At 42.6% G+C, this 18285-nt stretch carries 19 protein-coding genes; 2 read left to right on the top strand and 17 right to left on the bottom strand.

Going from position 1 to position 18285, the window contains the following annotated elements:
- Window positions 1-35: 35 nt before the first annotated feature.
- The 6 genes from M1G01_RS01470 to M1G01_RS01445 form a co-directional block, all read right to left on the bottom strand.
- Window positions 36-1106, bottom strand: coding sequence for an ABC transporter substrate-binding protein (locus tag M1G01_RS01470; RefSeq protein ID WP_247930983.1), 1071 nt, complete (start codon window positions 1104-1106; stop codon window positions 36-38).
- Window positions 1103-1876 carry an ABC transporter permease gene (locus M1G01_RS01465; RefSeq protein ID WP_000712716.1) on the bottom strand — a complete coding sequence of 258 codons (774 nt, stop codon included), beginning with the start codon at window positions 1874-1876 and terminating at the stop codon, window positions 1103-1105. Before M1G01_RS01465 ends, M1G01_RS01470 begins: the two co-directional genes overlap by 4 nt.
- A complete protein-coding gene (locus M1G01_RS01460) occupies window positions 1873-2679 on the bottom strand; it encodes an ABC transporter permease (protein ID WP_247930982.1) in 807 nt (268 codons plus the stop codon). The genes M1G01_RS01465 and M1G01_RS01460 overlap by 4 nt, the downstream gene beginning before the upstream one ends.
- Window positions 2660-3817: an ABC transporter ATP-binding protein gene (locus M1G01_RS01455; RefSeq protein WP_247930981.1), complete on the bottom strand. Its 1158-nt coding sequence runs from the start codon at window positions 3815-3817 to the stop codon at window positions 2660-2662. Before M1G01_RS01455 ends, M1G01_RS01460 begins: the two co-directional genes overlap by 20 nt.
- Before the next feature lie 159 nt (window positions 3818-3976).
- Window positions 3977-4882 carry a UDP-N-acetylmuramate dehydrogenase gene (gene murB / locus M1G01_RS01450; RefSeq protein WP_000111590.1) on the bottom strand — a complete coding sequence of 302 codons (906 nt, stop codon included), beginning with the start codon at window positions 4880-4882 and terminating at the stop codon, window positions 3977-3979.
- 267 nt (window positions 4883-5149) lie between these two features.
- Window positions 5150-5971 carry an AraC family transcriptional regulator gene (locus M1G01_RS01445; protein ID WP_247930980.1) on the bottom strand — a complete coding sequence of 274 codons (822 nt, stop codon included), beginning with the start codon at window positions 5969-5971 and terminating at the stop codon, window positions 5150-5152.
- Between the two features lie 99 nt (window positions 5972-6070).
- On the opposite strand from M1G01_RS01445, the gene M1G01_RS01440 reads away from it, so the two are divergent.
- Window positions 6071-7279, top strand: coding sequence for an MFS transporter (locus M1G01_RS01440; RefSeq protein ID WP_247930979.1), 1209 nt, complete (start codon window positions 6071-6073; stop codon window positions 7277-7279).
- Window positions 7280-7303: 24 nt separating this feature from the next.
- On the opposite strand, the gene M1G01_RS01435 is transcribed toward M1G01_RS01440, so the two are convergent.
- The 4 genes from M1G01_RS01435 to budA all read right to left on the bottom strand — a co-directional run bounded on the left by M1G01_RS01435 (window position 7304) and on the right by budA (window position 10946).
- Window positions 7304-8236 carry a LacI family DNA-binding transcriptional regulator gene (locus M1G01_RS01435; RefSeq protein WP_247930978.1) on the bottom strand — a complete coding sequence of 311 codons (933 nt, stop codon included), beginning with the start codon at window positions 8234-8236 and terminating at the stop codon, window positions 7304-7306.
- 43 nt (window positions 8237-8279) lie between these two features.
- Entirely contained in the window at window positions 8280-9092 is an 813-nt protein-coding gene (locus M1G01_RS01430) for an HAD family hydrolase (RefSeq protein WP_247930977.1), read from the bottom strand.
- Window positions 9093-9452: 360 nt separating this feature from the next.
- The gene (locus M1G01_RS01425) at window positions 9453-10205 is read right to left on the bottom strand and encodes a YhfC family intramembrane metalloprotease (RefSeq protein ID WP_247930976.1); all 753 of its coding nucleotides are present in this window, start codon (window positions 10203-10205) and stop codon (window positions 9453-9455) included.
- Between the two features lie 9 nt (window positions 10206-10214).
- Entirely contained in the window at window positions 10215-10946 is a 732-nt protein-coding gene (gene budA / locus M1G01_RS01420; RefSeq protein ID WP_000375405.1) for an acetolactate decarboxylase, read from the bottom strand.
- Between the two features lie 145 nt (window positions 10947-11091).
- Between budA and M1G01_RS01415 the strand changes: the two genes are divergently transcribed.
- On the top strand, window positions 11092-12363 hold the full coding sequence (locus M1G01_RS01415) for an aminotransferase-like domain-containing protein (RefSeq protein ID WP_247930975.1): 1272 nt from the start codon (window positions 11092-11094) through the stop codon (window positions 12361-12363).
- A gap of 19 nt (window positions 12364-12382) precedes the next feature.
- On the opposite strand, the gene M1G01_RS01410 is transcribed toward M1G01_RS01415, so the two are convergent.
- The 7 genes from M1G01_RS01410 to M1G01_RS01380 form a co-directional block, all read right to left on the bottom strand.
- Window positions 12383-13198: an ABC transporter substrate-binding protein gene (locus M1G01_RS01410; protein WP_125422404.1), complete on the bottom strand. Its 816-nt coding sequence runs from the start codon at window positions 13196-13198 to the stop codon at window positions 12383-12385.
- Between the two features lie 156 nt (window positions 13199-13354).
- On the bottom strand, window positions 13355-14008 hold the full coding sequence (phoU, locus tag M1G01_RS01405; RefSeq protein WP_000946469.1) for a phosphate signaling complex protein PhoU: 654 nt from the start codon (window positions 14006-14008) through the stop codon (window positions 13355-13357).
- A gap of 11 nt (window positions 14009-14019) precedes the next feature.
- On the bottom strand, window positions 14020-14778 hold the full coding sequence (gene pstB, locus M1G01_RS01400) for a phosphate ABC transporter ATP-binding protein PstB (protein WP_247930974.1): 759 nt from the start codon (window positions 14776-14778) through the stop codon (window positions 14020-14022).
- 12 nt (window positions 14779-14790) lie between these two features.
- Entirely contained in the window at window positions 14791-15594 is an 804-nt protein-coding gene (gene pstB / locus M1G01_RS01395; protein ID WP_000049849.1) for a phosphate ABC transporter ATP-binding protein PstB, read from the bottom strand.
- Between the two features lie 10 nt (window positions 15595-15604).
- Window positions 15605-16489 (bottom strand): phosphate ABC transporter permease PstA, encoded by an 885-nt coding sequence (pstA, locus tag M1G01_RS01390; RefSeq protein WP_000543050.1) that lies wholly within the window; start codon window positions 16487-16489, stop codon window positions 15605-15607.
- A complete protein-coding gene (pstC, locus tag M1G01_RS01385) occupies window positions 16479-17396 on the bottom strand; it encodes a phosphate ABC transporter permease subunit PstC (protein WP_001070951.1) in 918 nt (305 codons plus the stop codon). Before pstC ends, pstA begins: the two co-directional genes overlap by 11 nt.
- Window positions 17396-18274 (bottom strand): phosphate ABC transporter substrate-binding protein PstS, encoded by an 879-nt coding sequence (locus tag M1G01_RS01380; RefSeq protein WP_000746360.1) that lies wholly within the window; start codon window positions 18272-18274, stop codon window positions 17396-17398. Before M1G01_RS01380 ends, pstC begins: the two co-directional genes overlap by 1 nt.
- Between the last annotated feature and the right edge of the window lie 11 nt (window positions 18275-18285).

The raw sequence follows: 18285 nt of genomic DNA, 5'->3' as shown, positions 1-18285 counted from the left end.
AGTCAACTAGGAAAGCTGACCAGAAAGCATAGCTCCTACTTCCGGTACATTTTAAACTGTAGGAAGAGGTCGCTGTATTTGCCTGTCCATTTATGGTCAAACTTCTCATAAACTTCTAGGTGTTTCATGGTATCAGCGTCTGGATAGAAGGATTTGTCTTCCTTGGTCTCCTCTGGGAGCATTTCTTTTGCTGGTAGGTTTGGTGTTGAGTAGCCGACATACTCTGCATTTTTGAGAGCATTTTCGGGTTTCAACATAAAGTTGATAAAGGCATAGGCGGCATCTTGGTTTTTCACGGTTTTTGGAATGACCATGTTATCAAACCAGAGATTGCTGGCCTCAGTCGGAACGACATACTTGAGGTTAGGATTTTTCTCCAACATCTGCCTAGCTTCCCCAGAGAAAGTCACACCGATAGCAGCGTTGTTCTGAATCATGTAACCCTTCATCTCGTCCGCCACAATGGCCTTGATATTTGGAGTCAGTTTGTAGAGCTTATCCACTGTCTCTTCCAGCTGCTGAGGATCCTTGGAGTTGAGACTGTAACCAAGTGAGTTAAGCCCGAGTCCCAGCACCTCACGCGCTCCATCAAAGAGCATAATGGAATCCTTGTATTCTGGTTTCCAGAGGTCATCCCAATGCTCGGGCGCCTCATCTACCATGGTTTCATTGTAAACAATTCCCAAGGTTCCCCAGAAGTACGGGATGGAGAATTTGTTGCCCGGGTCAAAAGACTGGTTGAGGAACTCAGGTCCGATATTTTCGATTCCTTCAATTTTTGAATAATCAAGCGGAACCAAGAGGTCTTCGTCCTTCATCTTATTAATCATGTACTCACTGGGGATAGCAATATCATAGGTTGTTCCACCCTGCTTGATTTTGGTATACATGGCTTCATTGGAGTCAAAGGTCTCGTACTGGACTTGGATTCCTGTTTCTTCTGTGAATTGCTCCAAGAGTTCGGGATCGATATAGTCCCCCCAGTTGTAGATAACCAATTTCTGACTATCTCGGCTATTGATTTTACTATCTAGATGAGTCGCAATCCCCCATAAGACAAGGATAATTGCTGCAATTCCTGCTAAAAATGAATAGAGTTTTTTCATGCTTGCTCCTCCTTCTCACGTGAGATAAAGTAATAGCCAACAACTAGGATAATACTAAAGAGAAAGACAAGGGCAGAAAGGGCATTGATTTCTAGCGAAATTCCCTTACGAGCACGAGAGTAAATCTCGACTGATAGAGTCGAAAAGCCATTTCCCGTCACAAAGAAGGTCACGGCAAAATCATCCAGCGAATAGGTGAAAGCCATGAAATAACCTGCAATGATAGACGGAGTCAGGTAAGGAAGCATGATTTCCTTAAACATCTGAAACTGACTGGCACCCAAGTCATAGGCCGCATGAATCATGTCATCATTCATCTCCTTGAGACGAGGCAAGACCATCAAGACCACGATAGGGATGGAAAAGGCCACATGACTAGATAGAACCGTCAAAAAGCCAAGTGAAAACTTAAGCTGGGTAAATAGAATCAAGAAGCTGGCACCAATCATAACGTCAGGCGCAACCATGAGGATATTATTGAGTGATAAAAAGGCTTCTTGGTATTTCTTACGAGACTGGTAGATATAGATAGCTCCGAAAGTCCCGATAATGGTCGCAATCAAGGCTGATAAAAAGGCCAAGAAAAAGGTTTGGGTGAGGATCAACATGAGACGGCCATCACCAAACATAGTTTTAAAATGGCTCAAGCTAAAGCCTGTAAAGCTGTTCATATCATCGCCAGCATTAAATGCATAGCCAATCAAGTAAAAAATTGGCAAATAAAGGATGATAAAGACAAAGGCTAGGTAGAGATTGGCAAATTTTTTCATCGTTCTCTCCTTTCCTTGGTCACCCACATGGTGATGAACATGGTCAGGATGAGGATCACACCAATGGTTGAACCCATACCGTAGTTGTCATTTGTCAGGAAGTTCTGCTCAATAGCCGTTCCCAGTGTGATAACGCGGTTCCCACCAATCAAACGTGTCAGCATGAAGAGACTCAAGCTGGGGATAAAGACCGACTGAACCCCACTTCTCACTCCATTCATTGATAGAGGGAAGATAACGTGGCGGAAAGTTTCCCACTTGGTCGCACCGAGATCGTAGCTGGCATTGATGAGATTGTTATCCATATCATCCAAGACATTGAAAATCGGCAAAATCATAAAGGGAAGCTCGATGTAGCTTGCAACAAAGATAAAGGAGAAATCCGTAAAGAGCAACTGCTGCGAACCGATTCCGATGAATTCCAAGAATTGGTTAATGGAGCCATTCTGACCAAAAATACCGATAAAGGCATAAGCCTTAAGGAGCAAATTAATCCATGTCGGTAGGATAATCAGCATGAGCCAGAGTTGACGGTGCTTGAGACGAGTCAAAAAGAGGGCTGTCGGATAACTGATGAGTAGCGTTACCATTGTCACAATCCCTGCATAAAGCACAGAGTTGAAGCTCATTTTGAGATAGGTCAAGTTTTGTGACGAAAAGTAGGATTTGTAGTTTTCTAAACTAAACTGCCCTTCGATGTTGAAAAAGGATTGACCGAAAATCAAGACCAAGGGTGCGAGAACAAAGAGGGAAATCCAAAGCATGTAGGGCACTACAAAGAGTTTAGAGGTTGTTTTCTTCATCTCTTTCCTCCTCGATCGCGTTAATCAGACCTGCTTCTTGCTCTTCGATTTCTACGTATTCTTCGATACGAGCATCAAACTCTTCTTCGGTTTCGTTGAGACGCATGATGTGGATGTCTTCTGGCTCAAAGTCCAGACCGATTTCCTCACCAACGATGGCCTTACGAGTCGAGTGGATCATCCATTCATTTCCGAGTTCGTCATAGGCGATAATCTCATAGTGAACCCCACGGAAAAGCTGGGTATCAACCTTAACTTGGAGCTTGCCTTCTTCAGGAAGGGTAATGCGCAAGTCCTCCGGACGAATGACAACCTCAACTGGCTCATTTGACTTCATCCCCCCATCAACCGCTTCAAAGCGTTTGCCATTGAACTCGACCAAGTAGTCCTCAATCATGGTTCCTGGCAAGATGTTTGACTCCCCAATAAAGGTAGCAACAAAGTGGTTAATCGGCTCATCATAGATGTCTACTGGTGTTCCTGACTGAACAATCTCGCCATCGTTCATAACGAAAATCCAGTCACTCATGGCAAGAGCTTCTTCCTGATCGTGAGTGACAAAGACGAAGGTAATTCCCAATCGTTGTTGCAGTTCACGCAGTTCGTACTGCATGTCTGTTCGCAATTTCAAGTCCAGCGCTGACAAAGGCTCATCCAACAAGACCACACGAGGTTGGTTGATGATGGCACGGGCAATAGCCACACGCTGACGTTGTCCTCCAGAGAGTTTGCGGATGGAACGCTTCTCGTAACCTTCCAGCTGGACCATCTTGAGAACTTCCGCTACGCGTTGCTCGATTTCTTTCTTGTCAATTTTACGCAAGCGGAGTGGAAAGGCAACATTTTCAAACACATTCATATGTGGAAACAAGGCATAGGATTGGAAGACTGTATGGACGTCTCGCTTGTTGGTTGGGATGTCATTGATCCGCACCCCATCCAGTAAAATATCCCCTGTCGTCGCATCCAGTAAACCTGCAATGATGTTTAGAATGGTTGATTTTCCTGAACCAGATGCTCCTAAAAGAGTGTAGAACTTCCCTTCTTCCAACTCAAAGTTGATGTCTTTGAGAACCTTGGTGTTGCTGTCTTCAAAAACTTTAGAGACGTTTTTGAATTCAATAATTGGTTTTTTCAATTGTCATAAATTCCTTCTTTTTCATAAATTAACAGATCAGGGCTCTGTCAGGCCGCTACTACCTCGTGTAGGAGATTGAACTGCCTACATACATCTTCACTAACGATAGGCTTTCACCCCCTTTACAATGGTTATAGTAGCAACTTTTCTACCCCAACCTTATTCCTTCTCACCCAAGATTCGGACTTCTCTTTCAAGAGTGACACCTGAGTGTTCTTTGACTTTTTCGATAACGGACTGGATTAAGTCTTCATAGTCTTTGGCCGTTCCGTCAGCAACATTGATCATGAAACCTGCGTGTTTTTCAGATACTTCCACACCACCGATACGATAGCCCTTGAGACCAGCCTCTGAGATCAACTGGCCTGCAAAATGCCCAACTGGACGCTTAAAGACTGAACCACAAGACGGGTATTCTAATGGTTGTTTGAGTTCACGTAGGTGCGTCAAGCGGTCCATTTCTTGCTTGATAACCTGATGATTCCCTGGAGCTAGGGCAAATTTAGCTGACAAAACAACAGCCCCAGAATCCTGAATAGCTGAATGGCGGTAACCAAAAGCCAAATCCTTGGCAGATAAGGTCTCGATTTCCCCTTCCTTGGTCAAAATTTGACAAGACTGCAAGATATGAGCAATCTCTCCTCCATAGGCACCCGCATTCATAAAGACAGCTCCTCCGATGCTTCCAGGAATCCCACAAGCAAACTCAAAACCAGTCAAACTATGACGGAGGGCAATACGTGTCGTTTCAATCAAGTTGGCTCCAGCTTCTGCTTCGATGGTATAGCCATCAACCGAAACGTTATTAAGCTTATCGCACAAGATGACAAAACCACGGATTCCACCTTCACGAACGATGATATTACTAGCATTTCCTAGCACCATCCAGGGAATATTCTCTTGATTGGCAAATTGGACGACACGGGCCATCTCATAGCGATTGCGTGGCAAAACTAGGTAATCTGCTCGACCTCCTACCTTTGTATAGGTATAGGTCTTCAAGGGTTCCTTAAAACGAATATCGATCCCTTCTAGGATTTCAAGCATTTTTTCTTTTACTGACATGTCACTCTTCCTTTTTCAAAATTCATTCCATTATACCATTTTTAGAGACATTTGACGACCTCAAAATGACTATTGATAATTCAACTCTTGTTTTTCAAATGATGGATACAGATGTTGACGTGAATGGGGGACTATAGAAAAACAGCCCAAGAGTTAGATGAATGATATCTAACTTTCAGGATGCTGTTTTCAAAATTTTTTATATTGAATCTATCTACACTTGAAGCAATCAATAAGCCCCTTCTAAAGCAAATGCCGAAATGGATGCTAATCGAGTGGGGACTTTTTCCAGCTTTGGCGGTAAAATTTAGGACTCACAGAGAAAAAGTTCTTAAAGGCTTTTGAAAAGACTAGTTGGTCCTGATAGCCGACTTCCAAGGTAATTTCTTTTATAGATAGATTGGTGTCAGTTAAGAGTGTTCTTGCCTTTAGCAGGCGTGTTTCAAGGAGAAATTGCTGAGGAGATTTATGGTAAAGTTTCTTAAACTGACGAAACAAAGTACTACGACTGAGTCCGACCTGGGATGCCAAGTCTTGAATAGAGATATCTTGTTGGTACTGTTGTAGTAAAATCTGCGCAGCTTTTTCAACAGGGAGTTGAGCGACATTCAGCGGTATTTCTGCTGGAAATTCTTTCTGCAAGTAGTAAAGGAAGGTATAAATTTGCATCTGGTACCAGCTTTCTTTTTGCCTATTTTCTGCAGTTTTGTGACAGATGTCTTGAATGATTTCTCTGCTTTGAAAAAGACTATCAAAATGGCAAACAGACTCATAAAAAACTTGTGTGTTTTGGAGATAGTCGCTTAATTTGTCTCCAGAAAATCCCAGCCAGTAGGTGGTCCAAGGATCTTCTGGATTTGCCCAATAGCGTACTTTTTGGCCTTTTCTTAGGATAAAACCATCATTTTTCTCCAAAGAATAGGTCTGCCCATCAACTTGCAGGTAGCCTTTCCCTTCACAAATCCAGTGGATGACAAAATCCTGAAAAACAGTATAGTCATAAAACGGAAAGCTAGAATAATCATCAATCCCACATTCTTCAAGGTAAAATTCCTTAGATGTTTCTTTAAAATAGTGCCATAGTTTCATAAATGCTTTCTCCTTGCAACATAAGTGCATATTTCTTCATCATAAACTCCTAGAAAAGGGACAAACTCTGGTTTATAATGAGGCAAGAAAGGAGAACAAATGAAAAAATCGTATCAATCTAGTATAGTAGGGCTCAGCCTCAGTAATCAAATTATCTCTATCACCATCACAGGTGACTTTATGATTCTTTTTATGAGTCAGATTTTAGGTTTTAGTGATTTGCAAAATAGCTGGTTGATCACCATGCTACCAATTATTGCCCTTGTCCGCATTCCCTTGTCTTATCTGATGCGGAGAAAAAATCTCCTTGACTTGATGCGGTGGAGTGTACTGGCTAAGTTCTGTTTACTAGGGATATTAATCGTAATTCCCTATGAAAGGGTGACTTTTTCTATCTACACTGTTTTTCTGGTTCTATATCAGATAGCCGTGGAGTTGGGCTTTGGTCTGGCTTGGAATCCCTTAATATTATTATTAACAGAAGAGAAAGTCCGCGCAAAATTTCTCAGTTACTTAGGTTTGTTTCAGCTGGTCACGAGCTTTTATACCCTTCTTATTTCCTTTTTCATCGGAAAAGAACTGACTGCACTTCATTATCGTTGGTTACTGGTGATTGCTCTTGCTAGTCTGTTCATGCAGTTTATCCTTTTGAAACAGTTACAAACCGACTATAGCTTGTTTCAAAATCATCAAGTAACAAGACAGATGGACTGGCAGGTTTTGAAAAAACAGCTCTGGCACCATGTCCGTATCCTACTTTTGGATAGTTTGATTTTATATGTAACCTTAACGATGAATGTCCTCTATATGGTACAGGTATTGCACCTTTCCGCCAACCTCGTGTCTCTATATTCGAGTATGAGTTTGCTGGGGAACGTCCTAGCCTTTGCTCTTGCAGGTCCTTGTTTTGAGAAAAGACGTTCTCTGTTTTTCACAATCTTACTGGTAGTAACGGGATGTGAGATTCTTTTGATCTTCTTTCTTCCCCACGATGCTGTATCCTATACAATCTTTTGGAGCATAGGTTGGGGGTTATTAAATGGGGCTGTGGGAGCTCTATGGGGACTCTACATTTCTCTAGTTAAACACCAGGCAGCAAGTCCTAGCCCCTTTACAATTTGGAATATTTATCAGGGGATTGCCTATCTTGTTAGCGTACTTATCTTTTATCTCTCTGGTAACTTGGTGCACCTAGCTAGTTCCAGCTCAGGGCTGGATCCGTATCGTCTGGTCTTGATTGCCTGCCTAAGCATCTGCATTATGGTTTGTTTACGGATGCTGTATAGAAGAAAAATAGGTCTCAAGTGACGATTGTCGCTTGAGCCTATTTTATCATCGTATGATAAACTCCGATTGTAGGATAATGGTCCGTTTTTCGTCAGAGAGAGCTTGCTTGAAGCTTTCCTGACCGAGTTGGTAGGATTTGTTATCAATGGTAGGAATCCCCAGTACCTCTCCTGTCAGTTGCTTTTCTTGGCCAATCAGCAAAGGTAATTCAAGATTTTTCTCCTGATAATAGCGAACCACACCAGTTGCTACATCATCTCCGTTGCTGAAAATACAGTCTAAATCTTGCTCTAGTAGGCTATCCCCTTGCTCATAAGCATCCTCTCCCGTGGAAATGCCATCCAAAATCAAAGGTTCTGTTTTTTCACCAAAAACTTCTTTGTAGGCTTCCATAGTGAGACGGTAGGTGGAACTTTTTAGGTCTTTTCGGGTAAATAGCAGAGCAATTCTACTTTTTCCCTGGTCTTTAATCCAGTTAAAGGCTGTCTTGCAAGCATGGGTGCGGCTCACATAAACGCTACTCAGATTGGGGTCCTGCACTTCTTCACAGCAGACAATATTGCCATACTTAGCGTAGGAAGCAATGGTTTCTAAATCTACACTGCGAGAGGTGAAAATAAGACTGTCAAAGGCCCTTCCTCGCAGCTGCTCCAGATAATATTTTTCCAAGTCTATATCATAACGAGAAGGTAGAATGAGCAAGGTATAGTTATGATCCATAGCTGCATCCAAAAGCCCGTTCAGTAACTGACTGAAATAAGGGTGCAGGGTCGTGTTGGGAATAACTACACCGACACGACGAGTCGAACCTGAACTTAACTCCTGAGCTAGAATGTTGGGACGGTAGTCCAGTTCCTCCATGACTTGCAGGATTTTCTGACGAGCCTCCTCGGATACATGAGGATGGTTGTTGATGACGCGTGACACGCTAGAAACTGAGTAGTCAGTCAGTTTGGCAATTTTTCGAATATTTGTCATTGTTTGCTTTCTATAGGAGGATTGACATCCTCCAAACACGTGATTAATGGATTTTTTTGAGATATTTACGAATGCCGTAGCCGACACCATGTTCATCATTGCTGCGTGTTACCTTATAAGCCAGCTCTTTGATGTCAGGAAAGGCGTTGCCCATTACAATTGGATAGCCCACCATCTCAAACATTGGGATATCGTTGTGTCCATCACCAAATGCAGCGGTCTGGCTCTTATCTAAACCTTCTTTTTTGAGAATATAAGCAATACCTTTTGATTTTTTAGCAGTTTTGCTGGTAATTTCTAGATGATATTGACCAGATCGGAGAATACTGATCTCGCCCAAGTCTAAGGCTTGCAAGTATTTCTCCAGTGTCAATAAATCATCATTATCTAGGGCAATCATCATTATCTTGAAGGTATTGTCCTTGGCTGCTAGAAAATCAGCCTCGTTCGTAAGTGTTGGTGCCTGGCGCGTGATGTTGAACTCTAGACGAATCCCTTCATCTATTCTATCACAATACCAGTTCGTCATATCATAATAGCTGACGCTAATTTGTGGAAAATGCTGGCGCACTGCCTGTAAGATAGTTTGTGCTGTCTTTCTAGGGAGAATATCTATATGAAGGGGCTTGACCTTTCCATCCACAATCTGATAAATCAATCTACCGTTAAAACCTACTTGAGGTCCAGTCAGCTGAAGTGCTTCGATAGCCTCTCTCATTTCCATTGGAGCTCGAGCAGAAACCAGAGTCAGCGGAATCTGAGCATCGCGGATAGCCTTGCTATTCTCGCTAGAAACGCGGCCCTCAGAATTGAGAAGGGTGCCGTCCATATCCGAAAAAATACGTTTGATGGTCATAATGTTGTCCTCTTTTCTTCTTTGTCCGCTAGCGTGTGATAGGTCGGTTTAAATGCGCATTCCCAACCTTTGATACCATTGTACATTCTGGAACGCGTTCCATGTCAAGAGGAAATTGAAAAATTTTTTTCGAGCATATATAAAGTTGATGTGGACTTGCTTGATAACGGCATCTCCTTGGCTTAATTGAAGATTTTATTAAACAAGTTTTTCATTTCTTGAAAAGCTGACTGTTCCTTGGTAAATTGGTGTTAAACAGAAAGATAGGCTTGTCTTCCAGATAATACAATTGGCTGTAAATAGCAAAATACAGAAATAACAGAGTTAAGAGAGAACAATAAAAAGAGGTCACCCCTCTTTTTATGTTTTTTTCCAAAATGTAGATTTTGTCAGCCAGATAAAGGCTAGAAGTTCTACGAGAAGAATAAACTCAACTAGAAGCGGATTTGCAATCCATCCAACCTGAGATAAGGCTGGAGCCAAGTCAAACAAGGCATGCAAACCATAGGCAGCAAGGAGGTAGATCCATTTCTTTTGACGGACACTTTGATAGACCCAGATGGAAAGACAGATTTGGAGAACCAAGGCAAGCACACGTTCAACTCCTAGTAAATAAACCTGCCATACAGAAAGAGACTGAACCGTTTCGAGTGTAGACTTTGGAAGAAGATTGGCTACATCAGTATTTGAAGACTGAATGAGTGAAAAGAGAATCAAAAGACTGATCAAGCTTCCCATTCCGAGATAGAGCATCTCCAAGCCCCCATGTCCCAAACCATAAGCCAAAGCATCTCTATCTTCTAGCTTTCTCTTTTTCTCCAACCATTTAAAAAAGACAAGACGAGCCGTTTCCTCAAAGAGGGCCGCCATGGCGATTCCATAAAGCACATATAAGAAAGGCTGCTCCTGCATAAGCGGAATGGTTCCATCTTTTTGCGGATGAAGTATCAGAAGGTGAACCATCTTCTCTAACACTTGAGAAGAAACAAAAAATGCGATTGCCCCCAAGCCCATCACTGCAAGAGAGATTTTAAACCGTTTTTTGGCATACCAAGTTCCACTTAATAGAATGAGAACCAAAGCGATCATGGTAAGGATAATATGTACTGTCATCTTTTTCTCCTATTCTGACTTATCAATATCTTTCTTCATCTCGTCAACGTTAAATTTGGCAAATAAATACTGGCGATCTTGGACTGGAAAACGTTGGTCCAACTGGTCGACTGCCCCAACCTCAATCATTCCTTCTTTGATAACAAAGTCCATCACATGCCCACCAAAGGTCAAATCATCTGAGATAAAATGCAAATGGTAGCCTGCAACACTCACCCCATGGAAAATCTCCGGTGTCCAAAATCCAACAATGGTTCCCGATACATTTTCACGGCTATATTCAGGTTGGTGTGTCGCGACATCAGCAAACTTGGTATCAGGTGTGGATTTAGGAATCATCCGCACATGCATTTGTGAAAATTCGCCATGAATCTTGATGGAACGAAAAAGATTTTCCCCATCATAGTAGGACTCAATTCGCTTTTCCAATTCCTTGTCCGTCATCTCAAAGCGCTGACGAAAAATCACTTCTGCCTGATGAGGAACCACTGCTGCATAGGGAATAAGAGCATCCGCTGCCACTTCAACGATTTCAGGCGTTTGACCAGATCCCTTGGCTTGATAAGCCTTGCCATCAAGGACGATCAATTCCCCATCAATCGAATCCAATGTCCCTAAGCCGAGGTCACCATGTTCCAGCAACTCTCCCACTGTCATGGTTCCACCATAGAGACCTGCCATTAGGGCACCTAGAGTATTGTATTGAAATAATTTAACCGGTTCCTGCACTTTTCTATCCATTCTCTTTCTTATCTTCTTTTCAATGAATCATTATACTTTCTAAGTATACCACATTTGCTCCTAGTTGTGAAAGGGAGAAATGCTTTCCCCATTGCAAAGGAGGCAAAAAAAAGGTACAATGTAACAAAATCAACGGAGGTATGGAATGAAGAAAGAAAGTAAATACCAAGTAGTCGTTTCCTTTCTCAAAAAAGGGATCGAATCAGGAAAATTTCCAACAGGTAGCCGGCTTCCCTCCATCCGTCAATTGAGCCAAGACTTCAGCTGTAGCAAGGACACTATCCAACGAGCCCTACTGGAATTACGCCATGAACAATACCTCTATGCAAAACCCCAAAGTGGCTACTATGTTCTAGAACAAGGACAGCACCAAGACTTGGAAATCGAAGTCACTGACGAACATGCCAGTGCCTATGACGACTTCCGACTCTGTGTCAACGAAACCCTGATAGGTCGAGAAAACTACCTCTTCAACTACTATGACAACCAAGAAGGCCTTGAGGAACTCAGACAATCTGTCCATCAACTCCTCTTTGACCAAGCCCTCTACTGCAAACCCGACCAACTGGTTCTAACATCTGGTACCCAGCAAGCTCTCTTTATCCTTTCTCAGATCAACTTTCCGAGCCAGGGAGAGGAGATTTTGGTCGAACAACCGACCTATCACCGAATGAACCGCCTCTTGGTCGCTCAGGGATTGGCCTACCAGACCATTGAACGCCGTATTGATGGCATCAACCTTGACGAACTAGAAGAACAGTTCAAATCTGGAAAAATCAAGTTCTTCTATACCATTCCTCGCTTCCACTATCCTCTTGGCCATTCCTATTCTGATCAGGAAAAAAGGGCCATTCTGGATCTAGCAAACCAGTATGGTGTATATATCGTCGAGGATGATTATCTAGGTGACTTAGACTCTAAAAAGGGACAAACCTTCCACTATCTGGATACTGAGGATCGCGTCATTTATATCAAGTCCTTCTCAACCAGTCTCTTTCCAGCCCTTCGTATTACCGCTCTCATTCTCCCAAATGCCCTAAAAGAGGCCTTTGTTTCCTACAAAAATATCCTGGACTATGACAGCAATCTCATCATGCAAAAGGCTCTTTCTCTTTACATCGATAGCCAGTTATTTGAAAAAAATCGACTGGCTCGCTTGACCCTTCAAGAGAACTATCAGGCTCAGATTAAGGAAGTACTTGAAGAAAACACCTGTCCCTTGCCCCACTATCCTCTACACGATGGCCTTCTCCTTGATTTGAGACACTATCCTAAGATTGCCAGTCTGAAACACAGCTCACTCAAACTAGACTTTTTTGAGAAGGCTTATTTGGACGCCTGTCCTTATCAGTTCGCCAAAGTCACTCTCGAAAATCTAGAAGAGCTATTACAATACATAAAAGCAGAATTGGATTAAAGTCCAACTCTGCTTTTTCTTATTGTTCAACTTCTGTTAGTTTCGCTGCTTTTTCAAGATAAGTTTGATAGGTTCCGTCATCTTTCAGTTTTTGGATAACCTTATCTACTACCGCTTTCAAGTCTGATTGATCCTTCTTGATAGCAACGGCATTGGCTTCGCCATCTTTCATTGTCAAGTTAACAGATGCAACGACAAGGTCTGAGTTTTTACCTGCGTAGCTAAGAGCAACTGGTTCATCCATATGAACAGCATCCACTTTTCCAGCCTGCAACTCATTGACTGCTTCACCCATATTGGTCAAGGATGTCAACTGGGCATTTGGTAATTGTTCCTTGACCATGGTTTCTGGAACAGTTCCCTTTTGAGCTGCAATATTGGCACTTGCGAGGCTTGAAAGATCCTTGTATTTGTCTAAATCGGCTTTTCTAACCAAGAAACTCATCTTGTTTTCATAGTAAGGGATTGAAAAGTCAAAGACTTCCTTTCTTTCATCTGTAGCACTAATACCTGCAATAGCCAAGTCAGCCTTTCCAGTTTGAAGGCTGGTCAAGACATTGTCAAAACTCATACTTGAGATTTCAAGTTTAACCCCAAGCTCGTCCGCAATCGCTTGAGCCATATCAATATCTGCTCCAACTACCTGGTTTTTACCATCTACCAAGGCTTGGAATTCAAACGGCGCATAGTCTGGGCTGGTCGCAACAACTAGCTTTCCTTTTTGTTTGATAGCGTCCACAGCAGACTGGGAACTATCCGTACTGGATTGACAAGCTACTAAAACCATGCTGGCAAGCATGCTACATACAACTAATATCCATTTCTTGAATTTCATAAATAAACGACCTTTCTGTTTTTCCTGAATAATTATAACTCTTTTAAAAATAGTTGTCAACCCTTTTAGAGATTTTGATTGTGAATCAATTCTTTTTATAAAAAAGAAGACTGATTTATTCTAATCAGCCTTTTTTCTGTATATTTAAACCGTTTCTTATAGTTCGACAATCTTACCTGTTTCAAAGTAAACAACCCATTCACAGATATTTTTAGCGTAGTCTCCGATACGTTCCAAGAAAGAAATGACCTGGAAGTAATCACGGCCTGTAACGATAGCTTCAGGATTTTTCCTAATTTCTTCTGTAGCCAAATCACGGATGCTATCAAAGTAATGGTTGATTTTTTCGTCCATCGCTGCTACTTCGTAGGCTTGATCCACAGAACCGTTGAGATAGAGATCTAGAGCCGCTTCGACGAAGTTTTTCACGTCGCGTCCCATCTTTTTGATTTCTTCTTCAACAGAAGGGATACGTTGCTCCCCCTTCATACGAATGGTCGCCTCAGCGATAGACACTGCATGATCTCCCATGCGTTCCACGTCAGAAACTGCCTTGAGAACGGTCAAGACGGTACGAAGGTCTTGCGAAACAGGTTGTTGGAGGGCAATCATTTCAAATGATTTCTTTTCCAACTTCACTTCATATTCATTTACTTCTGCATCGTCTTCGATGACTTCTTTTGCCAAATCACGGTCATGCGTAACAAAGGCACGCACTGTACGATTGATCTGCGAGAGCACTTCTTGTCCCATAGCATAGAACTGGTTGTGCAATTTCTCCAAATCTTCTTCAAATTGAGATCGTAACATCATTCAACTCCTTATCCAAATTTTCCTGTAATATAATCTTCTGTTTCCTTGTTTTGTGGGTCTAGGAACATCTTCTTCGTATCGTTAAACTCGATCAAATCCCCATCTAGGAAAAATCCTGTTTTATCAGAGATACGTGAGGCTTGTTGCATCGAACGCGTCACCAAGAGCATGGTGTATTTATCTTTCAGACCATACAAGGTTTCCTCAATCTTACCTGCAGAAATAGGATCCAAAGCTGAAGTTGGTTCATCTAAGAGGATAATTTTCGGACTGGTTGCTAAGACACGAGCAACACAAACACGTTGTTGTTGTCCACCTGAGAGACCAATGGCCGAATCATGCAAACGATCCTTTACTTCATCCCAAATAGAAGCACGTTGCAAGGCCGTTTCTACTGCCTCATCAAGTACTTGCTTGTCCTTAACCCCATTGATACGTAGCCCATAGACAACATTTTCGTAGATAGACATAGGGAAGGGATTGGGCTGTTGAAAGACCATACCAATTTCCTTACGCAATTCAACCGTATCGGTACGGGGGCTGTAGATATTGTGACCATTATAGACTACTGATCCCGTTGTTGTCACTTCAGGATTTAAATCGCCCATGCGGTTGATGGCTTTGAGTAGGGTGGACTTTCCTGATCCAGAAGGTCCAATCAAGGCCGTTATTTCCTTAGGTTGGAAAGAAAGGGAAACACTATTCAAGGCCTTCTTTTTATTGTAATAAACGGACAGGTCTGAGACCTGTAAAATCGCTTCTGACATACCGTTTCCTTTCTAACCAAAGTGTCCCGTTACATAATCATTTGTTGACTGTAACTTAGCATTTTGGAAAATATTGGATGTCTTATCATACTCAATCAAGTCACCCAAGTAGAAAAATCCTGTGTAGTCACTTGCACGCGCAGCCTGTTGCATACTGTGGGTAACGATGATGATGGTAAAGTCCTTCTTCAATTCCAACATGGTTTCTTCCAGCTGGGCTGTCGCAATCGGATCCAAGGCTGACGCCGGTTCATCCATCAAGAGGATATCTGGCTTAACAGAGATAGCGCGAGCGATACAGAGACGTTGTTGCTGACCTCCAGAAAGCATTAAGGCTGATTTGTGGAGGTCGTCTTTGACCTGATCCCAAAGGGCAGCCTGTCTTAGAGAGGTTTCTACAATTTCATCAAGTACTTTCTTATCCTTAACACCTGCACGTTCATGAGCAAAAGTGATGTTGTGGTAAATAGACTTGGCAAATGGATTTGGACGTTGAAAGACCATTCCGATATGCTTGCGCATCTCATAGACGTTGATTTCTGGACGATTAACGTCAATCCCTCGGTAGAGGATTTGGCCTGTGACCTTGGCAATATCAATGGTATCATTCATCCGATTGAGACTGCGAAGATAAGTAGATTTCCCTGATCCAGAAGGGCCAATCAAGGCTGTAATTTTATTTTTTTCAAATTGCATATCGATGCCCTTGATGGATTCATTTTTACCATAGTAAACATGTAAATCCTTAGTAGAGAGGGCCACTTTTTCTTCAGGGAAGGTGATGATATGCTTTTCATCCCAGTTATATTTTGACATGGCTTCTCCTTTAGGCAGCGGTTAATTTCTTGTGTAAATAGCTTCCGAGTTTGCGTGCCCCAAAGTTAAAAATCAAGATAAAGATGAGGAGCACTGCGGCAGAACCAGCAGATACAATGGTAGCATCAGGAATGGTTCCTTCACTGTTGACCTTCCAGATGTGGACAGCCAAGGTTTCTGCTTGTCGGAAGATTGAGATAGGGCTGGTAACACTGAGGATATTCCAGTTAGACCAGTCAAGGGCTGGAGCGGATTGTCCTGCAGTATAGATAAGAGCGGCGGCCTCACCAAAGATACGACCAGATGCCAAAACAACACCCGTTACGATACCTGGAAGAGCTTCTGGAATGACAACATGAACTACAGTCTCCCAACGAGAAATTCCAAGGGCCAGACCAGCCTCACGTTGTGTATGGTGAACGTGTTTTAAACTGTCCTCAACATTTCGAGTCATCTGAGGGAGGTTAAAGACCGTCAAGGCCAAGGCACCTGAAATGATTGAAAATCCATACTCAAACTGGACAACAAAGATCAAGTAACCAAAGAGACCCACAACGACTGATGGTAGAGAAGACAAAATCTCAATACAGGTACGAATAAAATTGGTCACAGGTCCTTTTTTGGCATACTCAGCGAGGAAAACGCCAGCTCCCATAGACAGGGGAACAGAAATAATCAAGGTAATGACCAAAAGGAAGAAGGAATTGTAGAGCTGAATCCCAATACCTCCACCTGCTTGATAAGAGGAAGATTTCCCAGTCAAGAAAGACCAAGAGATATGCGGTAACCCTCTCACCAAGATATAGAGAATCAAAGATGCCAAAATGGCCACGATGATACCCGCGATGGTATAGAGGACAGCTGTTGCAAGTTTATCTAATTTCTTAGCGTGCATAGTTTTTCTTTCCTCTTTCTTTCGTAATCAATTTAATCACACTGTTAAAGGCCAAACTCATCAAGAGCAAGACTAAGGCCAGTGACCAGAGAACGTTATTATCAACCGTTCCCATGACGGTATTTCCGATACCCATAGTCAGTACAGATGTCAAGGTCGCAGCTGGTGTTGTTAACGAGGTTGGGATAACTGCTGAGTTTCCGACCACCATCTGAATAGCAAGGGCTTCACCGAAGGCACGCGCCATCCCAAAGACCACTGCAGTAAAAATACCTGAACGTGCTGCTTTCAAGGTCACACGCCAGATGGTTTGCCAACGAGTGGCTCCCATAGCTAAACTAGCTTCACGGTAATGACGAGGAACAGCCCGTAAGCTGTCTGTTGTCATAAAGGTTACAGTTGGTAGGATCATGACAAAAAGAACGAAAATCCCTGACAAAATCCCAAAACCAGTTCCACCAAAGACGCTACGAACAAAAGGCACCACAACTTGCAAACCGATAAATCCATAGACGACTGAAGGAATACCGACGAGGAGTTCAATGGCTGGTTGCAAAATCTTTGCACCCTTTGGTGAGACTTCTGTCATAAAGACTGCAGCACCAATAGCGAAGGGAGTTGCGATGAGGGCTGATAAAATCGTCACAATAAAGGAACCCAAAATCATTGGAAGGGCACCAAATTGTTTCCCTGAAGGATTCCAAGTTTGTCCAAAGAGGAAATCAAAGATATTCACTCCATTGACAAAGAAGGTCGATAAACCTTTTTGGGCTACAAAAATCAAAATCATGGCCACAATGATGACAATCAAAGAAAGGCAAGTGAAGGTCAAACCTTTACCGAACTTCTCAAGGCGAGAGTTCTTTGAAGGAGAGAGTAATTTTTTAGATAATTCTTCTTGATTCATTATTGACCTCCTTCTACTGCTGTAACGGTACCTGAAGCATCCTTTTGGACTTTCATTTCATTGATAGAGATATAGCCCATGCCCTTAACAATTCCATTTTGGGCTTCATCTGAGAGGACGAAGTTCAGGAATTCAGCAGCTAACTCATTTGGCTGACCAAGTGTGTACATATGTTCATAAGACCACAAAGGCCAGTTGTTGGTCGTTACATTTTCAGACGTAGGTTCATACCCATTCAGTTTCATGCTTTTCACGGAGTCATCTACATAGGCAAAAGCCAGGTAAGAAATGGCTCCAGGCGTTTGGGATACAATCGACTTGACCATCCCGTTAGAATCCTGTTCTTGGCTCTGCATTGCCGCTTGGCCATTCATAACGACCGTATCAAACGTCGCTCTTGAACCAGAACTTGCTGCTCGGTTGATGATTGAAATGGCCAGGTCTTTGCCCCCAACTTCTTTCCAGTTGGTCACTTCACCTGTAAAGATTTTGCGAAGTTGCTCGGTTGTGAGATTTTCTACATCCACTTCTTTGTTTACAATCACTGCAAGACCAGCCACTGCAACCTTGTGGTCTACTAGGGCTGAAGCATCGATTCCTTCTTTTTCCTCTGCAAAGACGTCAGAGTTCCCGATGTCAACTGCTCCAGACTGGACTTGGGAAAGTCCTGTACCCGATCCTCCACCTTGAACATTAACTGTTTTTCCGATGTTTCTAGAACCGAATTCATCTGCTGCCGCTTCGACAAGAGGCTGAAGAGCAGTTGAACCAACGGCTGTCATGGATTCTCCACGATCAATCCAGCTAGCACATCCTGCTAGAGAACCTGCCATCAAAAGAGCTGCAAGAGACATGACGAGCTTTTTTCTTTTTTTCACTGTTATTCTCC

The sequence above is a fragment of the Streptococcus oralis genome (genome assembly GCF_023110055.1).
GTDB lineage: Bacteria > Bacillota > Bacilli > Lactobacillales > Streptococcaceae > Streptococcus > Streptococcus oralis_BY.
Note: the sequence above shows the minus strand (reverse complement) of the source record. Positions and strands in the feature narration are given on the sequence as shown.